This is a genomic window from Pseudomonas sp. Marseille-P9899 (assembly GCF_903166565.1).
GTDB classification, from domain to species: Bacteria; Pseudomonadota; Gammaproteobacteria; order Pseudomonadales; family Pseudomonadaceae; genus Aquipseudomonas; species Aquipseudomonas huaxiensis.
Map to the genome: position 1 here is coordinate 310,603 of NZ_CAESCG010000003.1, position 21,272 is coordinate 331,874.

General features: G+C 63.5%; 16 protein-coding genes. 2 read left to right on the forward strand and 14 right to left on the reverse strand.

From position 1 onward, the window contains the following. Window positions 1-20: 20 nt before the first annotated feature. Together HWV67_RS17255 and HWV67_RS17260 are read right to left on the reverse strand one after the other, a co-directional pair. Complete coding sequence (locus tag HWV67_RS17255; RefSeq protein WP_175652112.1) at window positions 21-485, reverse strand: multidrug transporter; 465 nt, start codon at window positions 483-485, stop codon at window positions 21-23. Between the two features lie 114 nt (window positions 486-599). Continuing rightward, on the reverse strand, window positions 600-842 hold the full coding sequence (locus HWV67_RS17260) for a hypothetical protein (protein ID WP_175652113.1): 243 nt from the start codon (window positions 840-842) through the stop codon (window positions 600-602). A 732-nt stretch (window positions 843-1,574) separates the two neighbouring features. Here HWV67_RS17260 and HWV67_RS17265 point away from each other — a divergent pair. Both HWV67_RS17265 and HWV67_RS17270 read left to right on the forward strand, forming a co-directional pair. Further along, complete coding sequence (locus tag HWV67_RS17265) at window positions 1,575-3,692, forward strand: RHS repeat domain-containing protein (protein ID WP_175652114.1); 2,118 nt, start codon at window positions 1,575-1,577, stop codon at window positions 3,690-3,692. After that, the gene (locus HWV67_RS17270; RefSeq protein WP_175652115.1) at window positions 3,689-4,423 is read left to right on the forward strand and encodes a phosphodiester glycosidase family protein; all 735 of its coding nucleotides are present in this window, start codon (window positions 3,689-3,691) and stop codon (window positions 4,421-4,423) included. The genes HWV67_RS17265 and HWV67_RS17270 overlap by 4 nt, the downstream gene beginning before the upstream one ends. Window positions 4,424-4,464: 41 nt before the next feature. Here the strand turns inward: HWV67_RS17270 and HWV67_RS17275 are convergent, their stop codons facing one another. The 12 genes from HWV67_RS17275 to HWV67_RS17330 form a co-directional block, all read right to left on the reverse strand. After that, on the reverse strand, window positions 4,465-5,916 hold the full coding sequence (locus HWV67_RS17275; RefSeq protein ID WP_175652116.1) for a mannose-1-phosphate guanylyltransferase/mannose-6-phosphate isomerase: 1,452 nt from the start codon (window positions 5,914-5,916) through the stop codon (window positions 4,465-4,467). A 37-nt stretch (window positions 5,917-5,953) separates the two neighbouring features. Further along, window positions 5,954-6,610, reverse strand: a complete 657-nt coding sequence (locus HWV67_RS17280; protein WP_175652117.1) for an alginate O-acetyltransferase AlgF — start codon at window positions 6,608-6,610, stop codon at window positions 5,954-5,956. 13 nt (window positions 6,611-6,623) lie between these two features. Then, the gene (locus HWV67_RS17285; RefSeq protein WP_175652118.1) at window positions 6,624-7,781 is read right to left on the reverse strand and encodes an alginate O-acetyltransferase; all 1,158 of its coding nucleotides are present in this window, start codon (window positions 7,779-7,781) and stop codon (window positions 6,624-6,626) included. A gap of 11 nt (window positions 7,782-7,792) precedes the next feature. Next, complete coding sequence (locus HWV67_RS17290; protein WP_175652119.1) at window positions 7,793-9,250, reverse strand: MBOAT family O-acyltransferase; 1,458 nt, start codon at window positions 9,248-9,250, stop codon at window positions 7,793-7,795. A gap of 190 nt (window positions 9,251-9,440) precedes the next feature. After that, complete coding sequence (locus HWV67_RS17295) at window positions 9,441-10,523, reverse strand: mannuronate-specific alginate lyase (protein WP_256680156.1); 1,083 nt, start codon at window positions 10,521-10,523, stop codon at window positions 9,441-9,443. 22 nt (window positions 10,524-10,545) lie between these two features. After that, the gene (locus tag HWV67_RS17300) at window positions 10,546-11,982 is read right to left on the reverse strand and encodes an alginate O-acetyltransferase (RefSeq protein ID WP_175652121.1); all 1,437 of its coding nucleotides are present in this window, start codon (window positions 11,980-11,982) and stop codon (window positions 10,546-10,548) included. An 11-nt stretch (window positions 11,983-11,993) separates the two neighbouring features. After that, a complete protein-coding gene (gene algG / locus HWV67_RS17305) occupies window positions 11,994-13,556 on the reverse strand; it encodes a mannuronan 5-epimerase AlgG (protein ID WP_175652122.1) in 1,563 nt (520 codons plus the stop codon). An 18-nt stretch (window positions 13,557-13,574) separates the two neighbouring features. Further along, window positions 13,575-15,062: an alginate export family protein gene (locus HWV67_RS17310; protein ID WP_175652123.1), complete on the reverse strand. Its 1,488-nt coding sequence runs from the start codon at window positions 15,060-15,062 to the stop codon at window positions 13,575-13,577. Beyond that, window positions 15,059-16,471: an alginate biosynthesis TPR repeat lipoprotein AlgK gene (algK, locus tag HWV67_RS17315; RefSeq protein ID WP_175652124.1), complete on the reverse strand. Its 1,413-nt coding sequence runs from the start codon at window positions 16,469-16,471 to the stop codon at window positions 15,059-15,061. Before algK ends, HWV67_RS17310 begins: the two co-directional genes overlap by 4 nt. 115 nt (window positions 16,472-16,586) lie before the next feature. Then, window positions 16,587-17,753 (reverse strand): alginate biosynthesis protein Alg44, encoded by a 1,167-nt coding sequence (locus HWV67_RS17320; protein ID WP_175652125.1) that lies wholly within the window; start codon window positions 17,751-17,753, stop codon window positions 16,587-16,589. 39 nt (window positions 17,754-17,792) lie between these two features. Next, entirely contained in the window at window positions 17,793-19,283 is a 1,491-nt protein-coding gene (alg8, locus tag HWV67_RS17325) for a mannuronan synthase (RefSeq protein WP_175652126.1), read from the reverse strand. 61 nt (window positions 19,284-19,344) lie between these two features. Next, window positions 19,345-20,661: a nucleotide sugar dehydrogenase gene (locus HWV67_RS17330; RefSeq protein WP_175652127.1), complete on the reverse strand. Its 1,317-nt coding sequence runs from the start codon at window positions 20,659-20,661 to the stop codon at window positions 19,345-19,347. Between the last annotated feature and the right edge of the window lie 611 nt (window positions 20,662-21,272).

Consider the following 21,272-nt stretch of genomic DNA (forward strand, 5'->3'; position numbering starts at 1 on the left):
TTTTGCCGCAGTGGAAAAAGCTAGTTGGCGAAGCTGCCTTGCAGGCGCTCAGCGCGGAATTCCAGGGTTTGCGGCCGATAACCGGGACGCACCGGCGGCAGGGGCAGGCAGTCGCTCCAACTGGCGCCGGCCTGGAGTTCGCCGGGGCCGCGGTAGCGGGGCGCAGCATAGGTGTTTTCGGCGAGGTTGACGCTGTCGCCCGGCGCATAGGCCGCGACCCGCCAATGCAGTTCCACCAACGGCACGTCGTTGCCGTTATTCATCCTCACCCGCAGCGGGCGCCCGACGGGGCACTCTTGCGGCGCGTAGTCCAGGCGCAGTTCCAGTCGCGCCAGTTGGCGTGCCTCACGGTTGTCCAGCCAGACTACCCAGGCGCCGACCATGACCAGCCCGAGCAGCGCCGCCAGCGACACCGGCAGCGCCTTGGCCGGGTAACGCAGCAGCAGGACCAGCCAGGTGAGGATGAGCAGGATGCCGATGATCATGTCGAGTACCGAGACAGAAGGGTTCCTTGATCCTAGCGGCAAGGTGGGCGGACTGTCATTTTTGTCTGGGGTTGAAAGGGGGCCGTGCCGAGGCTGGCCCCCCGCAGCGCGGGTTCAGATCGGCATTGCCGTGGCCGACCCGGCCAACGCGATCTTCAGGTACGCCTGACAAATCTCCATCTCCAGGATCGACGCGCTGAGCAGCGTCTGTTGTGCGGGGATGGGTTGCCGGGGCAGGCACGAGGTTTTGGCGAGGGCATGCTTGAGGAATTCCGCCGCCTGGCGGACCGCCTCGTCATGGGTGACACCGGGGCGGATGGAGGCAACGGGCGGGGGATCGGGGACGAGTTTTTTCATGGCAATACTCTGCGTCGGCTTATGGAGCGGCCACATTTCGCTGCTAAACGAAGGGTGGCAACTGTGCGTGGGTTAGCAGACCGAGGACACAGAACCCGGCGCACCCGAAGGTGCCCACACGCACAGCCGCCATAACGGGTTGCTGTTGGGTTTGTATCGTTCGGACTGCTAATCCGGCCGTTGATTTGGCAACGACGGACGGAGACTAGGCAGCGATTCCACAGAGCGCAACAAGCTGGCAGGGCCGGGCAGTATGCTTGGGAAGTTGCCTACAAGAAAGTCGGAGATTGAGGAAGTTTCTGCGCTTTAGGCGCCGCCTTTCGCCTGAAAAATCGCGGCGACCTGGCATTTCTGTCAGGTGCTCCCCTCACTTCGCCGCTAAACGAAGGGTGGCCACTGTACGCGGGTTAGCAGACCGAGCCACGAGAAACCCCGGCGCACCCGAAGGTGCCCACACGTACAGCCGCCATGACAGGTTGTTGATGTGCTAATCCGTCCGTTGATTTGGCAACGACGGAGGGAGACTAGGCAGCGATTCCACACCGCGCAACAAGCTGGCGGGCGGTGCAGCATGCTTGGGAAGTTGCCTACAAGAAAGTCGAAGATTGAGGAAGTTTCCGCGCTTTACGCACTACCTTTTGCCTGAAAAAACGCAGCGACCTGGCATTTTTGTCAGGTGATGGCGCAGGCGGGTGGCAGTAGAGTGGGGCATTCGCCTTCGAGGCCCGGGTAATGCACGCCAAGACCCCTCACCTGACTGTCAGCGACCCCCGAGGGTTGACTGTGCGTTCGGTGGATTACTGCCGCGTTGCGCCCGGTGCAGCGGCGCAGTTGCGGATTGATCACACCTGTTTCGACACCGCTGGCCAGCGGGTCGAGCAGCGTGATCCACGGCTGTGGGCGTTACCTGAGGCGCCCGCGAATCTTGTAACGGTGCAGTCGTTATCGGGCCAGGTGCTTGGCAGTGACGGTGTGGATAACGGTTGGTGTTGCAGCTTGTCGGGCGAGGCGGGGCAGGTGGTTTGCCAGTGGGATGGGCGCGGCAGCCGGCGCACGGTGGAGTACGACGACTTGCTGCGTCCGGTGGCAGTGTTCGAGCAGTCGGCGCACCAACCGCAGCGCTGCAGTGAACGCTTCACCTACGCCGATGGCCGCGACGAAAACGGCCAGCACAACCGCAGCGGTCGCCTGTTGCGCCATGACGACACGGCGGGCACGCGCCGCTGGTCTGGCTTCTCGCTGACGGGCGAGGCAAGTACCGAGCGGCGGCATTTTCTGGCTGCAACCGACGGGTCAGACTGGCCCGTCGCTATCGACGCCCGCGATGCGCTGCTGGAAGCGGGCGAGGGCGCTTCGACCAACTGGCGCCACGGCCCGCTGGGCCAGGTGCTGGAACAGACCGACGCCGGTGGGCATCGCCAATCCTTCCATTCACAGCTGAGCGGTGAGCTGCAACAGGTCCGCGTCCAGCTGGTTGGCCAGCCGGTGCAAACGCTGTTGAGCCATGCGCGCTACAACGCCTCGGGTCAGATGCTGGAAGAAACACTCGGCAACGGCGTGATCATCCAGCGCGCCTACTGCGAGCAGGACGGCCGCCTGCTCAGCCTGAGCGCCCGCCGCGAGACCGGCGAAACGTTGCAAGACATTCATTACGGCTACGACCCCGCAGGCAATGTCATCCAAGTGGAAGACCGCGCCCAGCCATTGCGCCACTTCGCCAACCAGCGCATCGAGCCGCGCTGCCACTACCGCTACGACAGCCTCTATCAATTGATCGAGGCGAGCGGCTGGGAAGCCGGGGCGACGAGCAAGGGGCAGGGCACGCTGAACGACCCACAGGCGCGCGCCAACTACCGCCAGACCTATCGCTATGACGCCGGCGGCAATCTGCTGGAACTGACCCATGTCGGGGCGCAATCTCACGGACGAATCCTGACTGCGGACCGCCACAGCAACCGCTGCCTGGAACAGTTCGGCGATCGCCCACCCAGTGACAACGACTTTCTCGAGCGCTTCGACGCCAGCGGCAACCGGCTGGAATTGCAACCGGGCCGGCGGCTGCACTGGGATGTGCGCAACCAGTTGAGCGAAGTCCATCCGGTGATCCGCGAAGGCGCCGCCAACGACACCGAGCGTTACCTTTACGATGGCGCCGGCCAGCGCGTGCGCAAGCAACGCTCGGCATTGGTTGCGGGTCGACTTCTGCACAGCGAAGTGCGCTACCTGCCGGGTCTGGAACTGCACGACAACGCGGTCACCGACGAGCGATTGCAGATCATCACCGTACAGGCCGGTACATGCGGTGTGCGGGTGTTGCACTGGTTGGCCGGGCGCCCCGCTGAAATCGCCCCGGACCAGCAGCGCTATGCCCTGAGCGATCATCTCGGCTCCTGCACCCTGGAGCTGGATGAGACGGCAGCGTTGATCAGTCACGAGGTGTATTACCCCTTCGGTGGCACCGCCTGGATGGCCGGGCGCAGCGAGATCGAGGTGGGTTACAAGACCCACCGTTATTCGGGCAAGGAGCGGGATGCGACCGGGCTGTATTACTACGGCGCCCGTTACTACATGCCTTGGCTACAGCGCTGGCTCAACCCTGATCCGGCCGGGGCGGTGGATGGATTGAACCTCTACCGGATGCTCAGGAACAGCCCGCTGACCCATATCGACCTGACGGGCCACAACTCGCAAAAGGCGCGGGAGCGATGGAGAACGGCCTACAACTTTCACCGCAAGGCCATCGCCAGTGTGGCGCCGGGGATCGTCAAGGTGCACCTGTCCGGAGACCGTTCTGTCTTCGAGGCTGCCGGTTTCCCGACGGACGACAGTTTCCCGCGCACCGATCATTGACCTGGCTGTCGATCGATTCGAGTTACAAAGGAAAAGTTGCCGGGGCCAACCGGGCTCTGACTTCGCTTCAGTCCATTGCCGGGCGGCAGTTGAACGCTGTGGCGAAAACCGGGGGCGCCAGTCATATGGCGTTTATCAATGGTGGCTTTTTCAATTGGCAGAGTACGACAGACCGCAGGCTTCCCGAGAGCAGTCCGATCGGCGCAGCAGTGATCGACAGCAAAACCGTGCACTCGGTTGCGATCCCCGAGGTGCATGCTCGCGACTACCATAAATTGCTCATGGCAGACCTTTCTTATATTCATTCCGCTCCGATGCTGGCATTCCAGGGCATCGCTTCTTTCACCGAGGACCATCTCAATCATTCCCGGTTCATCTTCAGTCGCGGTACCAATGTGCCGGGTAATCTGGGGCACGCGGACCAGCGAAATACCCGCTCGGCGATCAGTCAGCCGGCTTCGGGTACCGATGGCCGGACAAGGCTGGTTGTAGGTTCGAGCAAGGGCCGAGGCCCGGAAGGCACCGGCTACACCATGGCCGAGTGGGCTGACGCAGTGGCCCGGATCGACCGCATGAATGCCGACCCTGGCCGCTCGCTGAACCTCGACGGCGGTGCTTCCAGCGTCTTGGGCGTGGTGAATAAAGCCGGAGAGGTGTTGTTGAGGTTCGGCGATTATTCCAACCCCGACCGAAGCATCGGCAACTTCCTCGCCTTCGCCAGGCGCGGTTGATCTGCGCGGCACAGGTAAGTGCCGCGCAGATCATGGCTGCATTACTGCGCAATCGTCTTGATCGACACCCCACGCTCGATCGGCGTCGAGCGCCCGTAGATGTCTTCGAAGCGCTCGATATCGTCTTCGCCCAGGTAACTGCCGGACTGCACTTCGATGATTTCCAGCGGGATCTTTCCGGGGTTGCGCAGGCGGTGGATGGAGGCGATCGGGATGTAGGTGGACTGGTTTTCGGTAAGCAGGAACACGTTCTCGTCGCAGGTCACTTCGGCGGTGCCGGTGACCACGATCCAGTGTTCGGCACGGTGGTGGTGCATCTGCAGCGACAGGCTGGCGCCCGGCTTGACGGTGATGTGCTTGACCTGGAAGCGCCCGCCCATGTCCACCGAGTCATACGAGCCCCACGGTCGGTAGACCTCGCAGTGGTTTTGCGTCTCGCTGCGGCCTTGCGCGTCGAGGGTGTTGACCATCTGCTTGACGCCCTGAACCTTGTCTTTGTGGGCGATCATCATGGCGTCCTTGGTTTCGACCACGACGATGTTTTCCAGGCCGATCACCGACACCAGTTTGCCGTTGCCGTGGATCATGCAGTTGTGGCTGTCCTGCACCACCACGTCGCCCTTGGTGACGTTGCCGTTGTCGTCTTTCGGGTGCACGTCCCACAACGATGACCAGCAGCCGACATCGCTCCAGCCCGCAGACAGCGGCACCACGCAGGCACGCTGGGTTTTTTCCATCACGGCGTAGTCGATGGAGTTGTCCGGGCAGCAAGCGAAGGTGGCTTCGTCGATGCTCAGGCTGTCGCCGTCTTCCTGGCTGCGTTCGAGGGTCAGCAGGCAGGTGTCGTAGATGTCCGGGTCGTGTTTTTTCAGCTCTTCGAGGAAGCGGCTGGCGCGGAACAGGAACATGCCGCTGTTCCAGAAATAACCGCCGGCGTCGACGAACTCGCGGGCGCGTTTTTCATCGGGTTTTTCCACGAACTGCGCCACCCGGCTGACGCCTTCGGGCAGCAGCGCGTCCTGGCTGGAACGGATGTAGCCGTAACCGGTTTCCGGTTTGGTCGCGGGGATGCCGAACAGCACCATCTCGCCGCGCTCGGCGGCTACGGTGGCCAGGGCGAGAGCGCGTTGCAAGGCTTTCTGGTCGTCGATCACGTGGTCGGCCGGCAGCACCAGCATCAACTCGTCACGGCCTTCATTGATCAGCTTCATCGCGCTCAGCGCCACCGCCGGTGCGGTGTTGCGGCCGAAGGGTTCCATGAGGATGGCCTGGGTCTCCAGGCTCAGGGTGTTCAGTTGCTCGTTGACGATGAAGCGGTGGTCTTTGTTGCAGACCACGATGGGCGTGTCCATGCCGTCGAACACCAGCCGCGACAGGGTCTGCTGGAACAGCGTGTGTTCGCCGGTGAGGGCCAGGAACTGCTTGGGGAATTGCTTGCGCGACAGTGGCCACAGACGCGAACCGTTACCGCCGGACAGGATGACTGGAATCATGGGTGTTCTCCGAATCGTTCAATAAAGGGCAGTGGGATTAACGGGTCGATACCGGGCGCTTGACCCAGACCGGGGACAGCGTGTTGCCGGAGCCGGTGACATAGAGCACGGCGGCTTCGCCGCGCTCCAGGGCGACCGGTTTGACGTCGCTGACTTTCTTGTCGCCTTCGTACAGCGCCAGGCTGACCTTGACCGGGTTGATCTCGCGTTCGCCGCGGCTGCTGGCGGCCACCGGCTTGACCACTTCGGTCTTGCCGTCGGCGGTCTTCAGGGTCAGGGCCTGGTCGCTCAGGTTCTGCACGCGCACCAGGGATTTCTGCTTGTTGCGAAACGGCGGTTCTTCCACCAGTTGCGGCTTGCCATTGGCGTGGTTGACCAGGGTGTAGTAGTGGTCGGCGGCCAGTTTTACCGGCAGGTTGGCGCTGCCGACTTTGGCGCTGTAGTCGCCTTGCGGCATGAAGCTGAAGTCGCTGCTGGCTTGCGCCCCGACCTGGTTGATCGGGGTGTTGCCGACCGTGGCTTCGACCGGCTGGCTGGAGGCGTTGTACAGGCGCACGAAGGTCGAGCCTTTTGGTGCGGTCGGGCCGTAGAGCGCGGCGTCACCGCCGGCCCAGGCTTGCAGCGAGGCGAGGGTGAGGCCGGCAGCGAGGGCGCAGGCTTTGGCGATACGGTGCTTGGAAGTGTGCAAGGTCATGTGCGTTTCCTCTTCAGTGTTCCGTCCGATGGGACGACAGGGCCAGCTCTTGATGGGATGTACGGGTTTTTTTCAGTTGCGCGATCCAGTGCGGATCGAAGCCGCTGAGATCGTTCTTGATTGGCAGATAACGCTCGGGGAATTCCCAGACCACGACTTGTGGCGGGCTGTTTTTGAATTCTTCGCTTTGCAGGTACTTGAGCATCGGCAGGATCGGGCCATGGCCGTCTTCGGCGTAGTTGGCGACGTCGCTGCGCAGCGCTTGTTGCAGGGCGCCGAGGAAGTTCCAGTTGGGATTGGCGCTGTAGCTGGTGCCGACCAGAGCTACCGGGATCTGCTTGTCGGCGAACAGCGCGCCGTCGTCGCCGTGGCCTTCTTCGGTGGCGCGGGTGCTGCGTTTCTGCAGTTGGTCGGGCTTGGGCAGCAGGTTGCTGAACAGCGGGTCCAGCGGCAGGAAATTGGTCAGGTCGCCCTTGTACGGGGTCTGCTGCTGGTCCTCGGTGACGAAGGTCTGCGGCTCGCCGTTGAGCAGGGTCTGCCGGGCCACCGCTTCGGCCAGTTGCTGGGCGGCGACTTCCGCGCCCATCGGCGTCCAGTGGCTGTCGGTGCGCAGGAACACTTGGCCGCGGGCCTTGGCCGCTTGCAGCGGGCCGAACAGGTCCGGGGCGAAGATGTTGGCCTGACGGGCCTGGGCGTGGAAGGCGTTGTAGAGGTCATTGTGGACGCTGGCCGGGGCCTGCTTGCCAATGTACTCGGGGTAGACCCGTGCCTTGGCCGGGACGATCGCCAGCACCAGTTCCACACCGTGCTCGCGCAGGGTGTCGCGCACGCCACGCAGCAAGGCGAGGTTCTCGGTGCGGGCCTGCTCGGTGTTGGCCGCCGGCTTGAATTCCTCGTCGCTGAACAGCCACTGGTCGCGGCCCAGGACTACGCCGGGACGGCCTTCGTTGAACAGCTTGAAGTCCAGCGCCGCCCATAGGTTGGTGCCGATGCGCTTGAGCGGGAATTGCTCGTCGTAGTGGGTTTCGGCGGCCTTGGCCAGCTTGCCGTCGAGCAGGCTCATCTGCGCCGTGCGCTGGAAGCCGCCGAGCCCGCCGAGTGACCACAGGCCCAGCGCCGCCAACAGCGCGAGGAACAGCAGGGAGTAGAGGATGCGTAATGATCGGGTCATGGTCGGCTCGCTCAGAACTGGAAGTAGAGGAAGGGCGAGTAGCTCTGCGCCGAGAGCTTGAGGATCGAGGCCACGAACAGCAGCAGCACCAGCGCGCGGGTGGCGTAGAGGCTCCAGTCGAGGCCGACGCTGCCGTCGTTGTGGATCACCACCGGGCTGGCTTTGGCGGTCGGCTTGGCGTTGCGATAGAAGTCGCGCAGGCCGAACCAGGCCAGGGTGATGTAGGCCAGGATCAGCGTTGCCACTTGCAGGCCGGTGAGGCTGGCGCGGTTGAGTTCCGAGAGGCTCCAGTCGCCGAGGCTGAACATGGCGGCGTACATGCGGCCGGCGACGTGCAGGTTTTCAGCGCGGAAGATTACCCAGCCGATCACCACCAGCAGGAAGGTGAAGGCCCATTTGACCGGGTTGAAGCGTTGCGGATTGGTGTCCAGGCCCAGCGCCCGCTCGATCGCCAGCCACATGCCGTGCCAGGCGCCCCAGAGGATGTAAGTGAAGTTGGCGCCATGCCACAGGCCGCCCAGCAACATGGTCAGGAACAGGTTGCGGTAGGTGGCGAAGGTGCCACCGCGGTTGCCGCCGAGGGTGATGTACAGGTAGTCGCGCAGCCAGGTCGACAGGCTGATGTGCCAGCGCCGCCAGAACTCGGTGATCGACTGGCTGATGTACGGCTGCTTGAAGTTCTCCATGAAGCGGAAACCCATCATCAGGCCGAGACCGATGGCCATGTCGCTGTAGCCGGAGAAGTCGAAGTACAGCTGCGCGGTGTAGGCCAGCGCGCCGAGCCAGGCATCGCCGGTGGTGGGGTTTTCCAGGGCGAAGCAATGGTCGGCGACCACCGCCAGGGTGTCGGCGATGAACACTTTCTTGATGAAGCCCTGCATGAAGCGGGTGCAGCCTTCAGCGAACTTGTCGACGGTGTGGGTGCGGTGGTTGAACTGGTCGGCCAGGTCCTTGAAGCGCAGCACGGGGCCGGCGATCAGGTGCGGGAAGATCGCGACGAAGGCGGCGAAGTCGATCAGGTTGCGGGTGGCCGGGGTGTCGCCGCGGTACACGTCGATGATGTAGCTGATGGACTCGAAGATGTAGAACGAGATCCCGATCGGCAGCAGCACGTGGGTGAGGATGAACGGTTCGAGGCCGAACGACGTCATGATCGCGTTGATGCTGTCGACGCCGAAGTTGGCGTACTTGAAGTAGCCGAGGATGCACAGGTCCACTGCCACGCCGAGCAGCAGCCAGCGTTGGGCGGGTTTGGTGCGCACGCCGGCGGCGCCGACTTTCAGGCCGATCCAGTAGTTCCACAGGGTGACCCCGGCGAACAGCGCGAGGAAGTCCACCCGCCACCAGGCGTAGAACAGGTAGCTGGCCAGCAGCAACAGCAGGTTGCGGTAGCGTTGCCCGCTCAGGTAGTACAGGCCGAGGAAGGTCGGCAAAAACAGGAACAGGAACACGTTGGATGAGAAGACCATCCCGGTTCTCCTTGTTGTTCAAGCATCCGGGGCAACAGCGCCCCCCAAACCCCCCAGCCGTGAAGATGGGGGAAACCTTTTTTTGGGACTGCTTTGCAGTCCTTCGCGAGCAAGCTCGCTCCCACAGGGATCGCTGCTGCTTTTGATGTTGTGGGAGCGAGCTTGCTCGCGAAGGGCTGCAGAGCAGCCCCTATTTCCGGGCCTCCGCCCCCGGGTCGTACACCCGCGTCACATCCCCGCCGAGGCGGAAGCTGTTGAAAGGCTGCAAGTCATGCCGGCGCTGCTGCACGTCGGCGCCGCAGGCGTAGACGCTGCACCACGGCTCCAGCCAGGCGTACTTGCTGCCGACCTTGAGGTCTTTCATGTCCTGGTCCTCGCCGTTCTTGCGCGCGAACGCCGACGGATCTTTCGACCCGCTCAGCACCCGATCGCCCAGGCGCTTGAGCGCCTGATGGTTTTCATCGCGCAGGTCCACGCCGTTGACCTGGGCGAAGCTGGCAATCATCGCCAGCGGCGGCAGGGCGTAGTTGTGGTAGGCGAGGGCGCGTTGCTTGCGCTTGAGTTCGTTGGGCAAGAAGCCCTGGTCGTCGATCTGGTTGGCGGCGACGCGGTATTCCTTCACCGACCAGTCGAACAGGTCGCGGCGGTCAGTCGCGACGGCAGTCGCCATCACCGACCAGGCGGCCCAGTAGCTGTGGTTGTTGATCTTGGCCAGCGGCAGGTTGCTCCAGTCGCTGACCACCTGATCGGCCAGGCGGCCGAACCATTTTTCGATTTCCTCGGCCTGGGCCTGATGCGCCGTCAGCGGCCGCGCATTGGAGAACTTCAGGCGCAGCCAGGCGCTGCTCATGCTGCCCAGCGCCCATTTGCGCATCGACTTGCCGGTGTGGTTGAAGTCTTTCGACAGCAGCGCATCGGCCCGCGCCCAGGTGCCCAGCCAGGTGAGCGTGCAGTCCAGTTGCTGCGGACGGCCATCACGCAGGTAGCGGGTGACCTGCTGGGCGACGCCGCGCTCCAGGGTGGTGATGCTGGCGGTGGAGTCGCGGAAGGCCTGTTCGGCGTCTTCGTTTAGGGTCGAGCGGGCGCCGTCCGAGCCTTCGTACTTGCTGCGAAATTGCAGCTTGCCGGTGTAGGGCGTCGGCACGGCATCGCACTTGAAGTCGTTCTTGCCGGTTTTCTGTTTCTCGATGCCGGCGTAGTAGCCGGGCGGCGGCACCAGCCCTGCGGCCATGACCTGGCCGCCGAGGCTGAGCAGTACCGCGCTGGCGAGCATGCTGAGTCTGTTCATGGTGTCCTCACAGTCCGGCCTGGGCGTTGCGCGAGGCATCGCCTGAACCGCGTTTGCACAAGGTGGCCTGCACCTTCTGGCTGCCGTTTTCCGGACCCTGGAGTTCCACGGCCAGCAAGGTCTGCCCGGCCCAGTCCTCGTCCTCGCGCAACTGGAAGGTGAAACGGCCATCGGTGTCGGAGGTGGTCGGCTTGTCGATCTTCAGGTCTTCGTGGCGGCCGTTGAGGTACCAGAGGGTGGCCTGGAGGGTCTTCACCGAGGTGTCCTCGAAGCGGATATCGAGCTGGTGATTGCGATTGGTCAGGTCCTTGATCACGCCGTTGCGACCATTGACCAGCAGCTCGTTGGCGCCCGGCTTGAGCGCGGTGCTGGCGCTCATCTGCGCCAGCTTGCCTTCGCAGCCGTTGTCGAGCAGGGCGAGCATCTGCCGCCAGATGGTTTCCTGGTTGAGCGGGTACAGCGGCGAGAATTCCCAGACCAGAATCTTCGGCGGGTTTTTCTTGAATTCCTCGCTGCCCAGGTACTGGATCATCGAGCCTTCCAAACCGCCACCGGGGAAGGCGACGTTGAGCACGTCGGCACCGATGTACTGTTCCAGGAAGCCGGCGAAGTTGTAGTTCTTGCCGCTGTGGCTGGTGCCGACCAAGGTGATCTGCGCGTTGCCGGAATCACCGAACAGGTCGTCGCCGCCGCTTTCGCCCTTGGGCTCGGTGGCGAACTGGTCCATGTACTGCACCGCGTAGCTAGTGCCGCAGAGCTGACCGGCGACGTTGTGCAGGGTGCCGGTCTTGCCCATGCGCCCGGATTTGGTCGTCTCGAATTCCTTGCGCGGAATGCCTTCGAAGGCGGGCATCGAGTGCACCGTCTCGGCCACGATTTTTGCCGCGCGCTCGGCGCCGTAAGGCGTCCAGTGCTGGTCGCCGCGGAAGTAGAAATCCTTGCCCTGATCGGCGGCGGCCAGTTGCTCGTTGGTCAGCGGCGACAGGTCGGGCACGTTGTAACCCATGCCGCCAAAGCGCTTGAGCATCGCTTTGTAATTGCCGAGGGCCTTCTGGTAATCGAAGGCGGCTTTGTCGGCGGGGTTGAGCATGTTGCGGTTCACCAGACCACGGGTCGGCTGGTAAACCACCACCAGCTCGATGCCGCGCGCCTTGAACGCATCGTGGATCTGCTGCAGGCGTTTGTAGCCGGCCGGGGTGGTGTTGAACTCGGTGCGCAGGTCTTCCTTGGTACGGAACAGCCAGTCGCCCTGGGCCTGCACCAGCGTGGTGAAGTTCTGCTGGTAGCGGGTGGTGTAGCGGCTGGCATCGTGCGCTTCCGGGCACAGTTGGCAGCAAGGCTCGGCGCTGAAGGTCGGCGCCTTGACCTCGTCGGCGCGCACGCCGTTGCTGATCGCCAGCAGGGCGGCGCTGAGGCCGAGGAGTTTCATCAGGTGTGGGGTCATGTCGGGCTTCCTCAATCCAGCATTTCGGTCTGGCGCTCGACCGGGTCGATCAGTACGGCCTTCTGCTGGCGCACCATCAGGTCGAGGATCTCGTCCTGACGCTCGCCGAGCACGCCGGAGAAACTGATGCCGCTGGCCTTGCTCGGGGCCAGCATCGACACCCGGTACAGCTCGACGCTCAGCGGCGAGTCGATGGACAGCGGGCCGCTGCCGTTGGCCGCCAGTTCGCCGCCGACGAGGATCAGCGAGACCTTGGTGTCGAACGGGTCGAGGGCGATGTCGCGGTCGGTGTCGGACAGGTCCTTGATGTGCCCGTAGACACCCACCAGGCCGTTGGCCATGGCGAGGTTCTCGTACAGGCGGATGTTCACGCTGTTGCGCACGCGGATGCCGTGGCGACGGTTGCTGATCAGCTTGTTGCCCCAGATCAGGTTGTCGCCGCTCTCGTACAGGGTGATGCCGTCGGTGTGGTTGCGGTAAATCTCGTTGTAGGCGATCAGGTTGTTGACGCTGTTACGGTCGATCACCACGCCGGAGAGTTTGTTGTCGAAACTCTTGTTGTTGATGATCCAGCTGTCGTTGACCTCGCGGGAAATGATGATCCCGTGTTTCTTCTTGGTGCCATGCACGGTGTTGCCGGCGATGATCAGCCGGTGCGAGCGGTCGTGGGGGTCGATGCCGTAGACGATGTTGTCGCGGTAGGTGCTGTCCTTGACCACGAAGTCGCTGGTTTCGTAGCAGTAGAAGCCGTACCACATGTCGCTGAAGGTTGAGCCGATGATCCAGCCGGTGGGTTCGGCGCGGCCCATCTGCTTGGCCATGTTCGGCGTGTACTGCGAGATGCTCACACCGTAGGACTTGCTCTTGGCGTAGCCGAAGCTGGCCATGGTGGTGTTGACGATGTACGTCTCGGTGCCGCCCCACGACAGCAGGAACGGCCGGAATTCATCCGGCTTGCGGAAGGTTGCGGGGCGGTTTTCCGCCTCGCGCCAGCCGACCACCCGGCTGTCGCTGACGAACAGTTTGCCGTCGTTGACCAAGAACGAGCCGCCTTCCTGCGACAGCCGCAGTTCCTTGACCTTGCCGTTGATTTCCAGGGTCGCGTCGTGGCCGACGACGATTGGCAGGCGGGCCAGGTACACGCCCGGCGAGACTTCACGGACATAGCGCTCGGGCACTTTTTTCGCCAGTTCGGCGAAGTCCACGTGGCCGCCGTCGATGAAGATCGCCTGGGGAATGCCGCGCTGGCGGGCGACCCATTCGGCGCCCTTGTTGTCGCCGCCGATGAACTCCTTGAGGGTGGTTTCCTGGAGCATGCGGCGCACCGAAACCTGGCCCTTGTGACGGCGGTCGATCTTCTTCTGCACCGCCTCGGCGGTGTAGCCGCTGAGGTCCGGCAGGGTCGGCGGGTCCATGTGCAAGGGCTCCACCGGCGCGCTGCTGACGGTGTAGGTCTTGGCGTGTTGCAGCCCTTTGGCGGTCGGCGCCGCCTGGCCATTGGCCTGGGCGATGCCGGCGGCCAGCAGCAGGGCGCCGGCCAGCAGGGCGTGGAGCCTGTTCGGGTGAAGGTTCATGTCAGTGCTCTCCGTGCATCAGAAGCGCCAGACCACGTCAACGAAGGCGCGATGCATGTAGGAGTCGGCCTCTTTGCCGTAGGCGTCGCCCGGCTTGAACACGCCGCCGCGAAAACGCACCAGCGCCGAGGGTTCGTCGATCGACTTGCTCAGCGCCGCCGGTAGCAGGCCCTGTTTGAAGTACTTGGTGACCACTAGGTCCATTTCCTGCCCGACATCTTTCTCGCCCTGGATCAGCGGACGGTTGATGCCGCCGTCGTCGACCACTGCGTTGATGCCGCTGCCGCCGAGGTTCTGGTCGCCATCGACGCGCCAGAACTTGTGGTAGATCAGGCTGGCGTCGTAGTCGTCGCGCAGTTGCCAGGAGGTGAACAGGGTCGCCGCTTTCAGGTTGCCCAGCTCGCCGCGGAAGGCTTCGCCGAAGCGGTGCACGCGCGAGCGGGTGCCGGTGAAGTTGGAGCGGTTGCTCTCAAGGCCGGTCTGCTCGTAGTTGTTCGAGCCGTCGCTGCCGCCACCACCGCTGCCGCGGGCGTAGGCCGCGCCGACTTGCCAGTTGGGGTCGAGGCGCAGGCGGATGCCGAGGTCGGTGGCCCAGGCGTTGACGTCGCCGCTCTGTTTGCCGGTGGCGACCTGCTCGCCGTTCACCGTGGTGCTGCCGAGGGTGTCGCGGTCGCCGGTCAGCCAGGTGAGGCTGCCCCAGTAATTGACGGTGTTCTGGTTGCGCCAGTTGTAGGCGTCGCTGTTGGCTTCGACGCCGAGCCAGGTGAGGTCGCCGGTGCGGGTCTTGTCGAGGACGTCGAGGGTTTCGCCGGGGTTCTTCAGCTTGCCGTCGTCGTGGGTGTGGTGGGCGCGCAGGCCGACCCAGTGGCCAGGTGTCCATTGCGCCGCCACGTCGCCGTAGACATGCAGGCGGTCCTTGTCTTCGGCGGCCAGTTCCGTGAGGTCGGTGCGGTATTCGCTGAAGCGTTCGGCCACGCCGAGGTTGGCCCGCAGCAGAGTGGTGTCGAAGGTCCAGTTCAGCGCTTCGATATTGGTGTCGCGCCACATGCCGTCGTCGTTGCGCAGGCGCTGGCGGCCGAAGCGCAGTTGCTCGCCGGGGTAGGCGGTGAAGCCGCTGTAGCCGACCCAGAACTCGCGCATCGCCAGGTAGTTTTTCTTGGCTTCGCGGTCGTCGCTGCTGCTGTTGGCATTGTCGATTTCGCTGCCGTCGGCGGACTGGCGGCTGGTGTCGGTCTCGATGATGTCGGTGGCCGCGACGGCCTGGCCCATGGCGTAGGCGCTCCAGTCGCCGCGCTCGAAGAACACCCACGGGCGCAGGTCGAGGCCGAGGCCGTTGACGTCGCCGCCAGCGCGGGTGCCGAGGTCACGGTCGTCTTCGGACTGGCCGGTGATTTTCACTTCCAGGCCGAAGTTCTTTTCGGCGGTTTCGGCGGCCAGGGTCGGGCAGGCCCAGAACAGCGCGAAGCTCAGGCCGAGGCCGGCTTTCATCCACGGATTGAGCGTCATAGGGAGTCCTCAGCTGGTTCGTCGTCGGGGGCTTGCACCGTTTGCATGGCCAGGGCTGCAGGGCCTGGGCCCATGGCGCCACGGGCGGCGCGCTCCTGTTCCAGCAGGCGCTGGGCGGCGGCTTTCTGTTCGGGGCTGAGCTGGGCGTCGATTTCGCCCGCCAGGGTGGTGGATTGTTCGCTGGCGTTGGCCTGCGCCAGTTGGGCGAAGACCCAGGCGTTGACCGGGTCCTGGCGAATGCCGTGGCCTTCGCTGAACAACTGGGCCAGGGCGTAGTCGGCGCTGAGCTGGCCGCCGCGTGCGGCTTGCAGCAAGTGATCGACCGCCTTCTGCGGCTCGACATCGCCCAGGTAGCCGCGGCGGTAAAGCTGGCCGAGGTAGTAATGGGCGCTGATCTCGCCGGCGCTGGCGGCGGCGAGCAGGTGGGATTCGGCTTTCGGCGCGTCGGCCGGCAGGGTCTTGCCTTCGTAGTAGAGGCGACCCAGCAGCAGTTCGGCGCGCGGTTGCTCGGCGGCGCGGCCCTTGTCGATGTACCCCATCAACTGCTCGCTGTCGCCCAGTTCGGGGAAGTCGTAGAGCAGTTGCGCGAGGCTGACCCAGGACGCCGGGTTCTGCGGCGCGATGTTTTCGAGCAGGGCCTGGGCGGTTTTTTCGTCGGTCTGGCCGAGGTTGCGGTCGGCCAGCACGCGGGCCACGCTGTCGACCCGGCTGGCCGGGACCACGCCGCGCTGGTAGGCGCTTTTGAGCTGGTCCAGCAGCGCCGCCTGTTGCTCGGGCTGGGCGCGTTTCTGGTAGACGGTGGCGAGCTCGACGTAGCAGATGTCGGTGCTGGTCAGCGCAGCCTTGCAGATGCGCTCGACGTCATCGAGGTGCTGGTCGTAAGTGTTCTGGGTGCGGTACAGCAGCACCTGGGCCAGGCCCGCTTCCGGGTAGCCGGCAGTGCGCCACTGGTTGATCTGGTTTTGCGCATTGATCCGCGGGAAGCTCTGCGGGTATTGCAGGTAGAGCATCGCCAGCGGGATCAGGGTGTTGCCCTCGCCGTTGGCGAAGGCTTTCTTCAACAGGGTTTCGGCTTCCTGGCGCTCGGCTTCGCTGGCATCGGGCTTGGCTGCCAGCAGACGGCCGAGGCGGGCCTGGGCGCGGGGCGAGACATCGGCGGCGGCGCGGTAGGTGGCTTCGGCTTCCTTCAGCTTGGCCGGGTCGCGGGTTTCCACCTGGATATCGGCAAGCCCGACCTGGGCTTCGCTGTAGCCGAGGTCGGCGAGTTGCCGGTAGTTGCGCTCGGCGGTGGCGGTGTCACCGTTTTTCAGGGCTTCGTTGGCCAGGCGCTGGTCGGGGAGGCCGGCGCAGCCGGTGAGGCTGATGGCCAGGACCAGGGCGCACAGCAGTGGTGAGGCTGGGGGCCTCATCGCGAGCAAGCTCGCTCCTACAACGGATGGGTGCGTATTTGCTGTAGGAGAGAGCCGGGCGGCGTTCCGCTTGCTCGCGATGGACGCAATATGATTATTCATCGTGGAACCCTCTTCAGAGCCCATGCGCCACAGCGCTATCGATCAACCAGTCCAGCGACGGACCCCGCTTGGCGTTGACGCTCGCCGGCAAGCCGATCAGGTTCGAAGGCATCGGTGCATCCGGTTTGATCTGCACGCGGATATCCGAAGACAGGTCGTCCTGGTTCAGGTTGCTGCTGCTGACGATCTGCCCGGTACGGGTCTGCTCTTCGCCGGCAACCTGGAAGTTGACCCGGGTGCCCGGCTTCACATCGTCGAACTGGCGATAGCTGAAGCGCGCTTCGACCGTCGGGTTGGTGGTGCGCGGGATCAACTGGAAGATCACCGTGCCCTTGGCCGCGTACTGGCCGTCGTCCACCAGTTGCCGCGCCACGGTGCAATCGCACGGGCTGGTGAGGGTGCCGCTCATCTGCTTGCCGAACAGTTCTTCAACCTTGGCCGGCTCCAGTTGCTGGTCGTCCAGATGCCCCTTGAGCAGGTCGAGCATGCTGGTGCTGAACGACGCCAGCGGCGCGCCCTTGACCACTTCGCCACCGTTGTCCACCAGCGCCTGCACAGTGCCGTCGCGGGGCATGGTGACCTGGGTGGTCGGTACGCTGACCACGCCGGCCTCGGCATGGCTGACGAAGTACAGGCCGTAGATCGACTTGGCGACAAAGCCGAACGCCGCGACCCCGACCACGAACACGCCGAGGCTGAAGGTCACCGCCCGCAGCCGGCCCAGCGGGCTCAGGCCGCCGTGGGTGTCTTTCTGCTTGCGCGCCTTGGTGAAGTTGTCGCGCTGCAGGGTGCTGAGCACGTCGCCGATGCTGATCAACTCGCCGGACAGGTGCGAGGTGATGAGGTGGCGCAGGGTGGCGATGTCGCGCTGTTCGAGGTTCTGGAACTGCACCCCGGTGCGGCCGCTGGACGGGTCGAAGGAGCGCACCTGGAATTCCACGTCCATCGACAGGCCGAGGTTGTCCACCGTGAATTGCAGGCGGCCGCGCAGCACGTCGCCTACCGTCAGTGGCTGTTTGGCGTGGAAGCTCAGGCCCCCGGCGGAGAGGTCGTCGACCTTCATCTCCAGGGTTTCGCGGTTGGCCCCCAGATAGCGCAGCTTGGCGGGAATGCGCACCCGGGCATGCTGACGCTGGGTTTCGGACTCATGCACGACATTGACGTTCACGGCGGTATTCATGGTTATGTTTTCCTGTTGGGTCCGTTGGGTTACCGCGGCTCACACGACCACGAACAGCACAGCAACGAAGATGCTGGCCGCCGAGAAGGTCATGGTCCGGGAAGACCAGGTGTTGAACCATTGTTGAAAGCTGGCGAGGTCGCGTTTGAGCGCAGTGGGCTGGCGGGTCCAGGACTGTCGGTCGAGGCGGAAGAACACGTAGATCTTCATCAGCGCGCCGACGATCTGGTTGTAGTAAAGGATCAGCGGATAAGCCGGGCCGATCTTGTGCCCCGAGCACAGCAGCATGAGGGTCAGGATCAGGCGGGTCAGGCCGATCCACAGCAGGTAGGCGAGGAGGAACTTGCCGCCGAACTTGAGGCTGGCGATCACCGCGACGGTCAGGCCCAGCAGGCTGGTCCACATCGACACGCGCTGGTCGAACAGCACCACGCTGGTGAACAGGCCGAGGCGACGCATGCCGAGGCCGAGGGCGCGGGAGTTCTGCCGCAGGTTGTTGCCGTACCAGCGGTACATCAGTTTGCGGCTGGCCTTGATGAAGCTCTTTTCCGGCGGGTGCTCGACGGTGTTGATCGCCGCGTCAGGCACGTAGAAGGTGTCGTAGCCCAGGCGCATCAGGCTGAACCAGCTCGACTTGTCGTCGCCGGTGAGGAATTTGAAGCGACCCAGGCGCCAGTGCATCAGCGAGTCGCTCTCGACGTCGGCGATGAACTCGGGGTTGGTCACTACGCTTGCGCGGAACACTGACATGCGTCCGGTCATGGTCAGCACGCGCTTGGACAGGGCCATCGAGCACATGTTGATGTGGCGTTGGGCGAAGCGCAGCTTGTGCCACTCGCTCATGATGTAGCCGCCGCGCACTTCGCAGAATTCGTTGGTGGTCAGGCCGCCGACGTTGCCGAACAGCTTGAACCAGGGGACGGTCTTGCGCACCACGCCTTCGCCGAGCACGGTGTCGCCGTCGATCACTGCGACCACTGCGTTGTCGTCCGGCAGGTGACGGGAGATGGCGCGGAAACCGAAGGCCAGGCCATCGCGCTTGCCGGTGCCGGCGATGCGCACGAAGTCCAGGCTGACTCGTTCAGGCGGGTTGTATTTGGCCCACAGGCTTTTCACCAGCAGCTCATCGGACATTTCCACCAGCGAGCAGACCACGGTGGTGGGGTAACCGCAGTCGATCGCCTCGCGGATCACCGAGCTGTAGACCTGCGCGGTGGTCAGGGCATCGATACGAAAACTGGTGACCATCAGGTACACGTGCGACGGGTCGGCGGCGGCGCCGAGCTTGCGCACCTTGCGCCGCAGCCGTGGGTAAACCACGTAGAGAAACAGCATGCCGCGGACGAAATGGGTGGCGCCCATGGAATAGCGCCAGATGCCGACGGCGCCGATCAGGAAGAGGAAATCCTTCGAGTCGGGGTCGAACAGGGTGTTGGGCAAGGCCAGGGCGATCAACATGAGCAAAGTCACGTAGAACAGCCAACCGGCAGCCTGTAGCAGGCCGTGCTTGAGGCTTTGCATGTTCTGCATCCGTATCGGTGACGTCAGGTTGGAAAAAGCGCGCGGGGCCGGACAGCCCCGCGCGGCCTGCTTACCAGCAGATGCCTTCGGTACGGGTGGTCGGGCAGGTGGCCTTGCTCATGAAGCCCACCAGGTCGATCACTTGCTTGCCGGCCGGCGCCTGTTGGGCGAGGGCGCGGAACTGCTCGTCGCGGTTGCCCAGGACGATGATCTCGGCGTCGTCGATGACCTGTTGCAGGTCAGCGTTGAGCAGCGAGGAGACGTGGGGGATCTTCGATTCGATGTAGTCCTTGTTGGCGCCGTGGACGCGGGCGTACTGGACGTTCTGGTCGTAGATGTTCAGTTGGTAGCCCTTGCCGATCAGGCGCTCGGCCAGTTCCACCAACGGGCTTTCGCGCAGGTCGTCGGTGCCGGCCTTGAAGCTCAGGCCGAGCAGGGCGACCTTGCGCTTGTCGTGGCTTTCGATGATGTCGAAGGCGTTCTGCACCTGGGACTCGTTGCTGCGCATCAGCGAGTCGAGCAGCGGTGCTTTCACGTCCAGGCTGCCGGCGCGGTAGGTGAGGGCGCGGACGTCCTTGGGCAGGCACGAGCCGCCGAAAGCGAAGCCTGGGCGCATGTAGTACTGCGACAGGTTGAGGGCCTTGTCCTGGCAGACCACGTCCATCACTTCGCGGCCATCGACACCCACCGCCTTGGCGATGTTGCCGATCTCGTTGGCGAAGGTGACCTTGGTCGCGTGCCAGACGTTGCAGGTGTACTTGATCATCTCGGCGACTTCGATGTCCTTGCGGATGATCGGTGCGTCGAGTTCTTCGTAGAGGGCCTGGAGCACGTCGCCACTGGCGCGGTCCAGCTCACCGATGACGGTCATGGGCGGCTTGTCGTAGTCGGCGATCGCGGTACTTTCGCGCAGGAACTCGGGGTTCACCGCGACACCGAAATCGACCCCGGCTTTCTTGCCCGAGCAGTCTTCGAGGATCGGGATCACCACGTTCTTCACCGTGCCCGGCAGCACGGTGCTGCGCACCACGATGGTGTGGCGGCTGGCTTTGTCGCGCAGGACGAAACCGATTTCACGGCAGACCGACTCGATGTATTCCAGGCCCAGGTCGCCGTTTTTCTTGCTGGGAGTACCGACGCAGATCATCGACAGATCGCTGTCGCGAATGGCCTGGGAAAAGTCGGTGGTGCCGCGCAGGCGGCCGGTGCTGATGCCCTGTTGCAACAGGCCTTCGAGGCCTGGCTCGACAATCGGGGATTTGCCCTGGTTGATCAGGTCGATCTTGGTTGCGGAAACGTCCACGCCAATCACGTCATGGCCTCGTGCGGACAGACAACCGGCACAGACTGCACCCACATAACCCAAACCAAAGATGCTGATACGCATCGCATTCACCTCATGTAGTTAGCACTGCCGATTCCATTAAAAGAACCGGACCGGGTTGATTTACCAGCCGTTTTTCGGGCGCACGGAACTGTGGCGTTAAATACGCAGTACCGCGTGCAGGCATAAGTAATTTGTGAGCGCGAACGTTCACGCGCTCAAAGTAGGCAGCCAATGGCCATTAATCGGGACGTGCCCAAAACGCTAGCCGTCTTTATTGCAGTACTGCACTTTCAATACTGCAGTGCTTGTTTTTTCAAGTGGATTAAATCCTTTGAAATCAACCACTAGGACGAGTTGTGAGTGCGTATTCTCCTGGGCGTGAGCCGCGCACCGAAAGGGTTTCGGGCGAGTGCTCGACTGACTCTGTATAACTTCCTGACTTCAGTTTGTTATGTAAGTCATTTCTCACACATGGTTCGAAAATCGTTACGGGTGGTATGAGCGAGCGGCGAGGGGATAAGTTCCTGAGGGCGGAGAGTGCTGGTGAAAGATTTTTTAATATTTCTCTACTTGCCGATACTTTCACTTTGATGGCACGCGGGAGTTTCGTCCCGGTATATAAAGGGCGAACTTGAGGTGAGATGGTTTTGTGCCAGTACTGAAAAGTTTTT

Coding starts and splice junctions, on each gene's coding strand:
- HWV67_RS17255 (WP_175652112.1), bottom strand. CDS start 485: ATGATCATCGGCATCCTGCTCATCCTCACCTGGCTGGTCCTGCTGCTG.
- HWV67_RS17260 (WP_175652113.1), bottom strand. CDS start 842: ATGAAAAAACTCGTCCCCGATCCCCCGCCCGTTGCCTCCATCCGCCCC.
- HWV67_RS17265 (WP_175652114.1), top strand. CDS start 1,575: ATGCACGCCAAGACCCCTCACCTGACTGTCAGCGACCCCCGAGGGTTG.
- HWV67_RS17275 (WP_175652116.1), bottom strand. CDS start 5,916: ATGATTCCAGTCATCCTGTCCGGCGGTAACGGTTCGCGTCTGTGGCCA.
- HWV67_RS17280 (WP_175652117.1), bottom strand. CDS start 6,610: ATGACCTTGCACACTTCCAAGCACCGTATCGCCAAAGCCTGCGCCCTC.
- HWV67_RS17285 (WP_175652118.1), bottom strand. CDS start 7,781: ATGACCCGATCATTACGCATCCTCTACTCCCTGCTGTTCCTCGCGCTG.
- HWV67_RS17290 (WP_175652119.1), bottom strand. CDS start 9,250: ATGGTCTTCTCATCCAACGTGTTCCTGTTCCTGTTTTTGCCGACCTTC.
- HWV67_RS17295 (WP_256680156.1), bottom strand. CDS start 10,523: ATGCTCGCCAGCGCGGTACTGCTCAGCCTCGGCGGCCAGGTCATGGCC.
- HWV67_RS17300 (WP_175652121.1), bottom strand. CDS start 11,982: ATGACCCCACACCTGATGAAACTCCTCGGCCTCAGCGCCGCCCTGCTG.
- algG (WP_175652122.1), bottom strand. CDS start 13,556: ATGAACCTTCACCCGAACAGGCTCCACGCCCTGCTGGCCGGCGCCCTG.
- HWV67_RS17310 (WP_175652123.1), bottom strand. CDS start 15,062: ATGACGCTCAATCCGTGGATGAAAGCCGGCCTCGGCCTGAGCTTCGCG.
- algK (WP_175652124.1), bottom strand. CDS start 16,471: ATGAGGCCCCCAGCCTCACCACTGCTGTGCGCCCTGGTCCTGGCCATC.
- HWV67_RS17320 (WP_175652125.1), bottom strand. CDS start 17,753: ATGAATACCGCCGTGAACGTCAATGTCGTGCATGAGTCCGAAACCCAG.
- alg8 (WP_175652126.1), bottom strand. CDS start 19,283: ATGCAGAACATGCAAAGCCTCAAGCACGGCCTGCTACAGGCTGCCGGT.
- HWV67_RS17330 (WP_175652127.1), bottom strand. CDS start 20,661: ATGCGTATCAGCATCTTTGGTTTGGGTTATGTGGGTGCAGTCTGTGCC.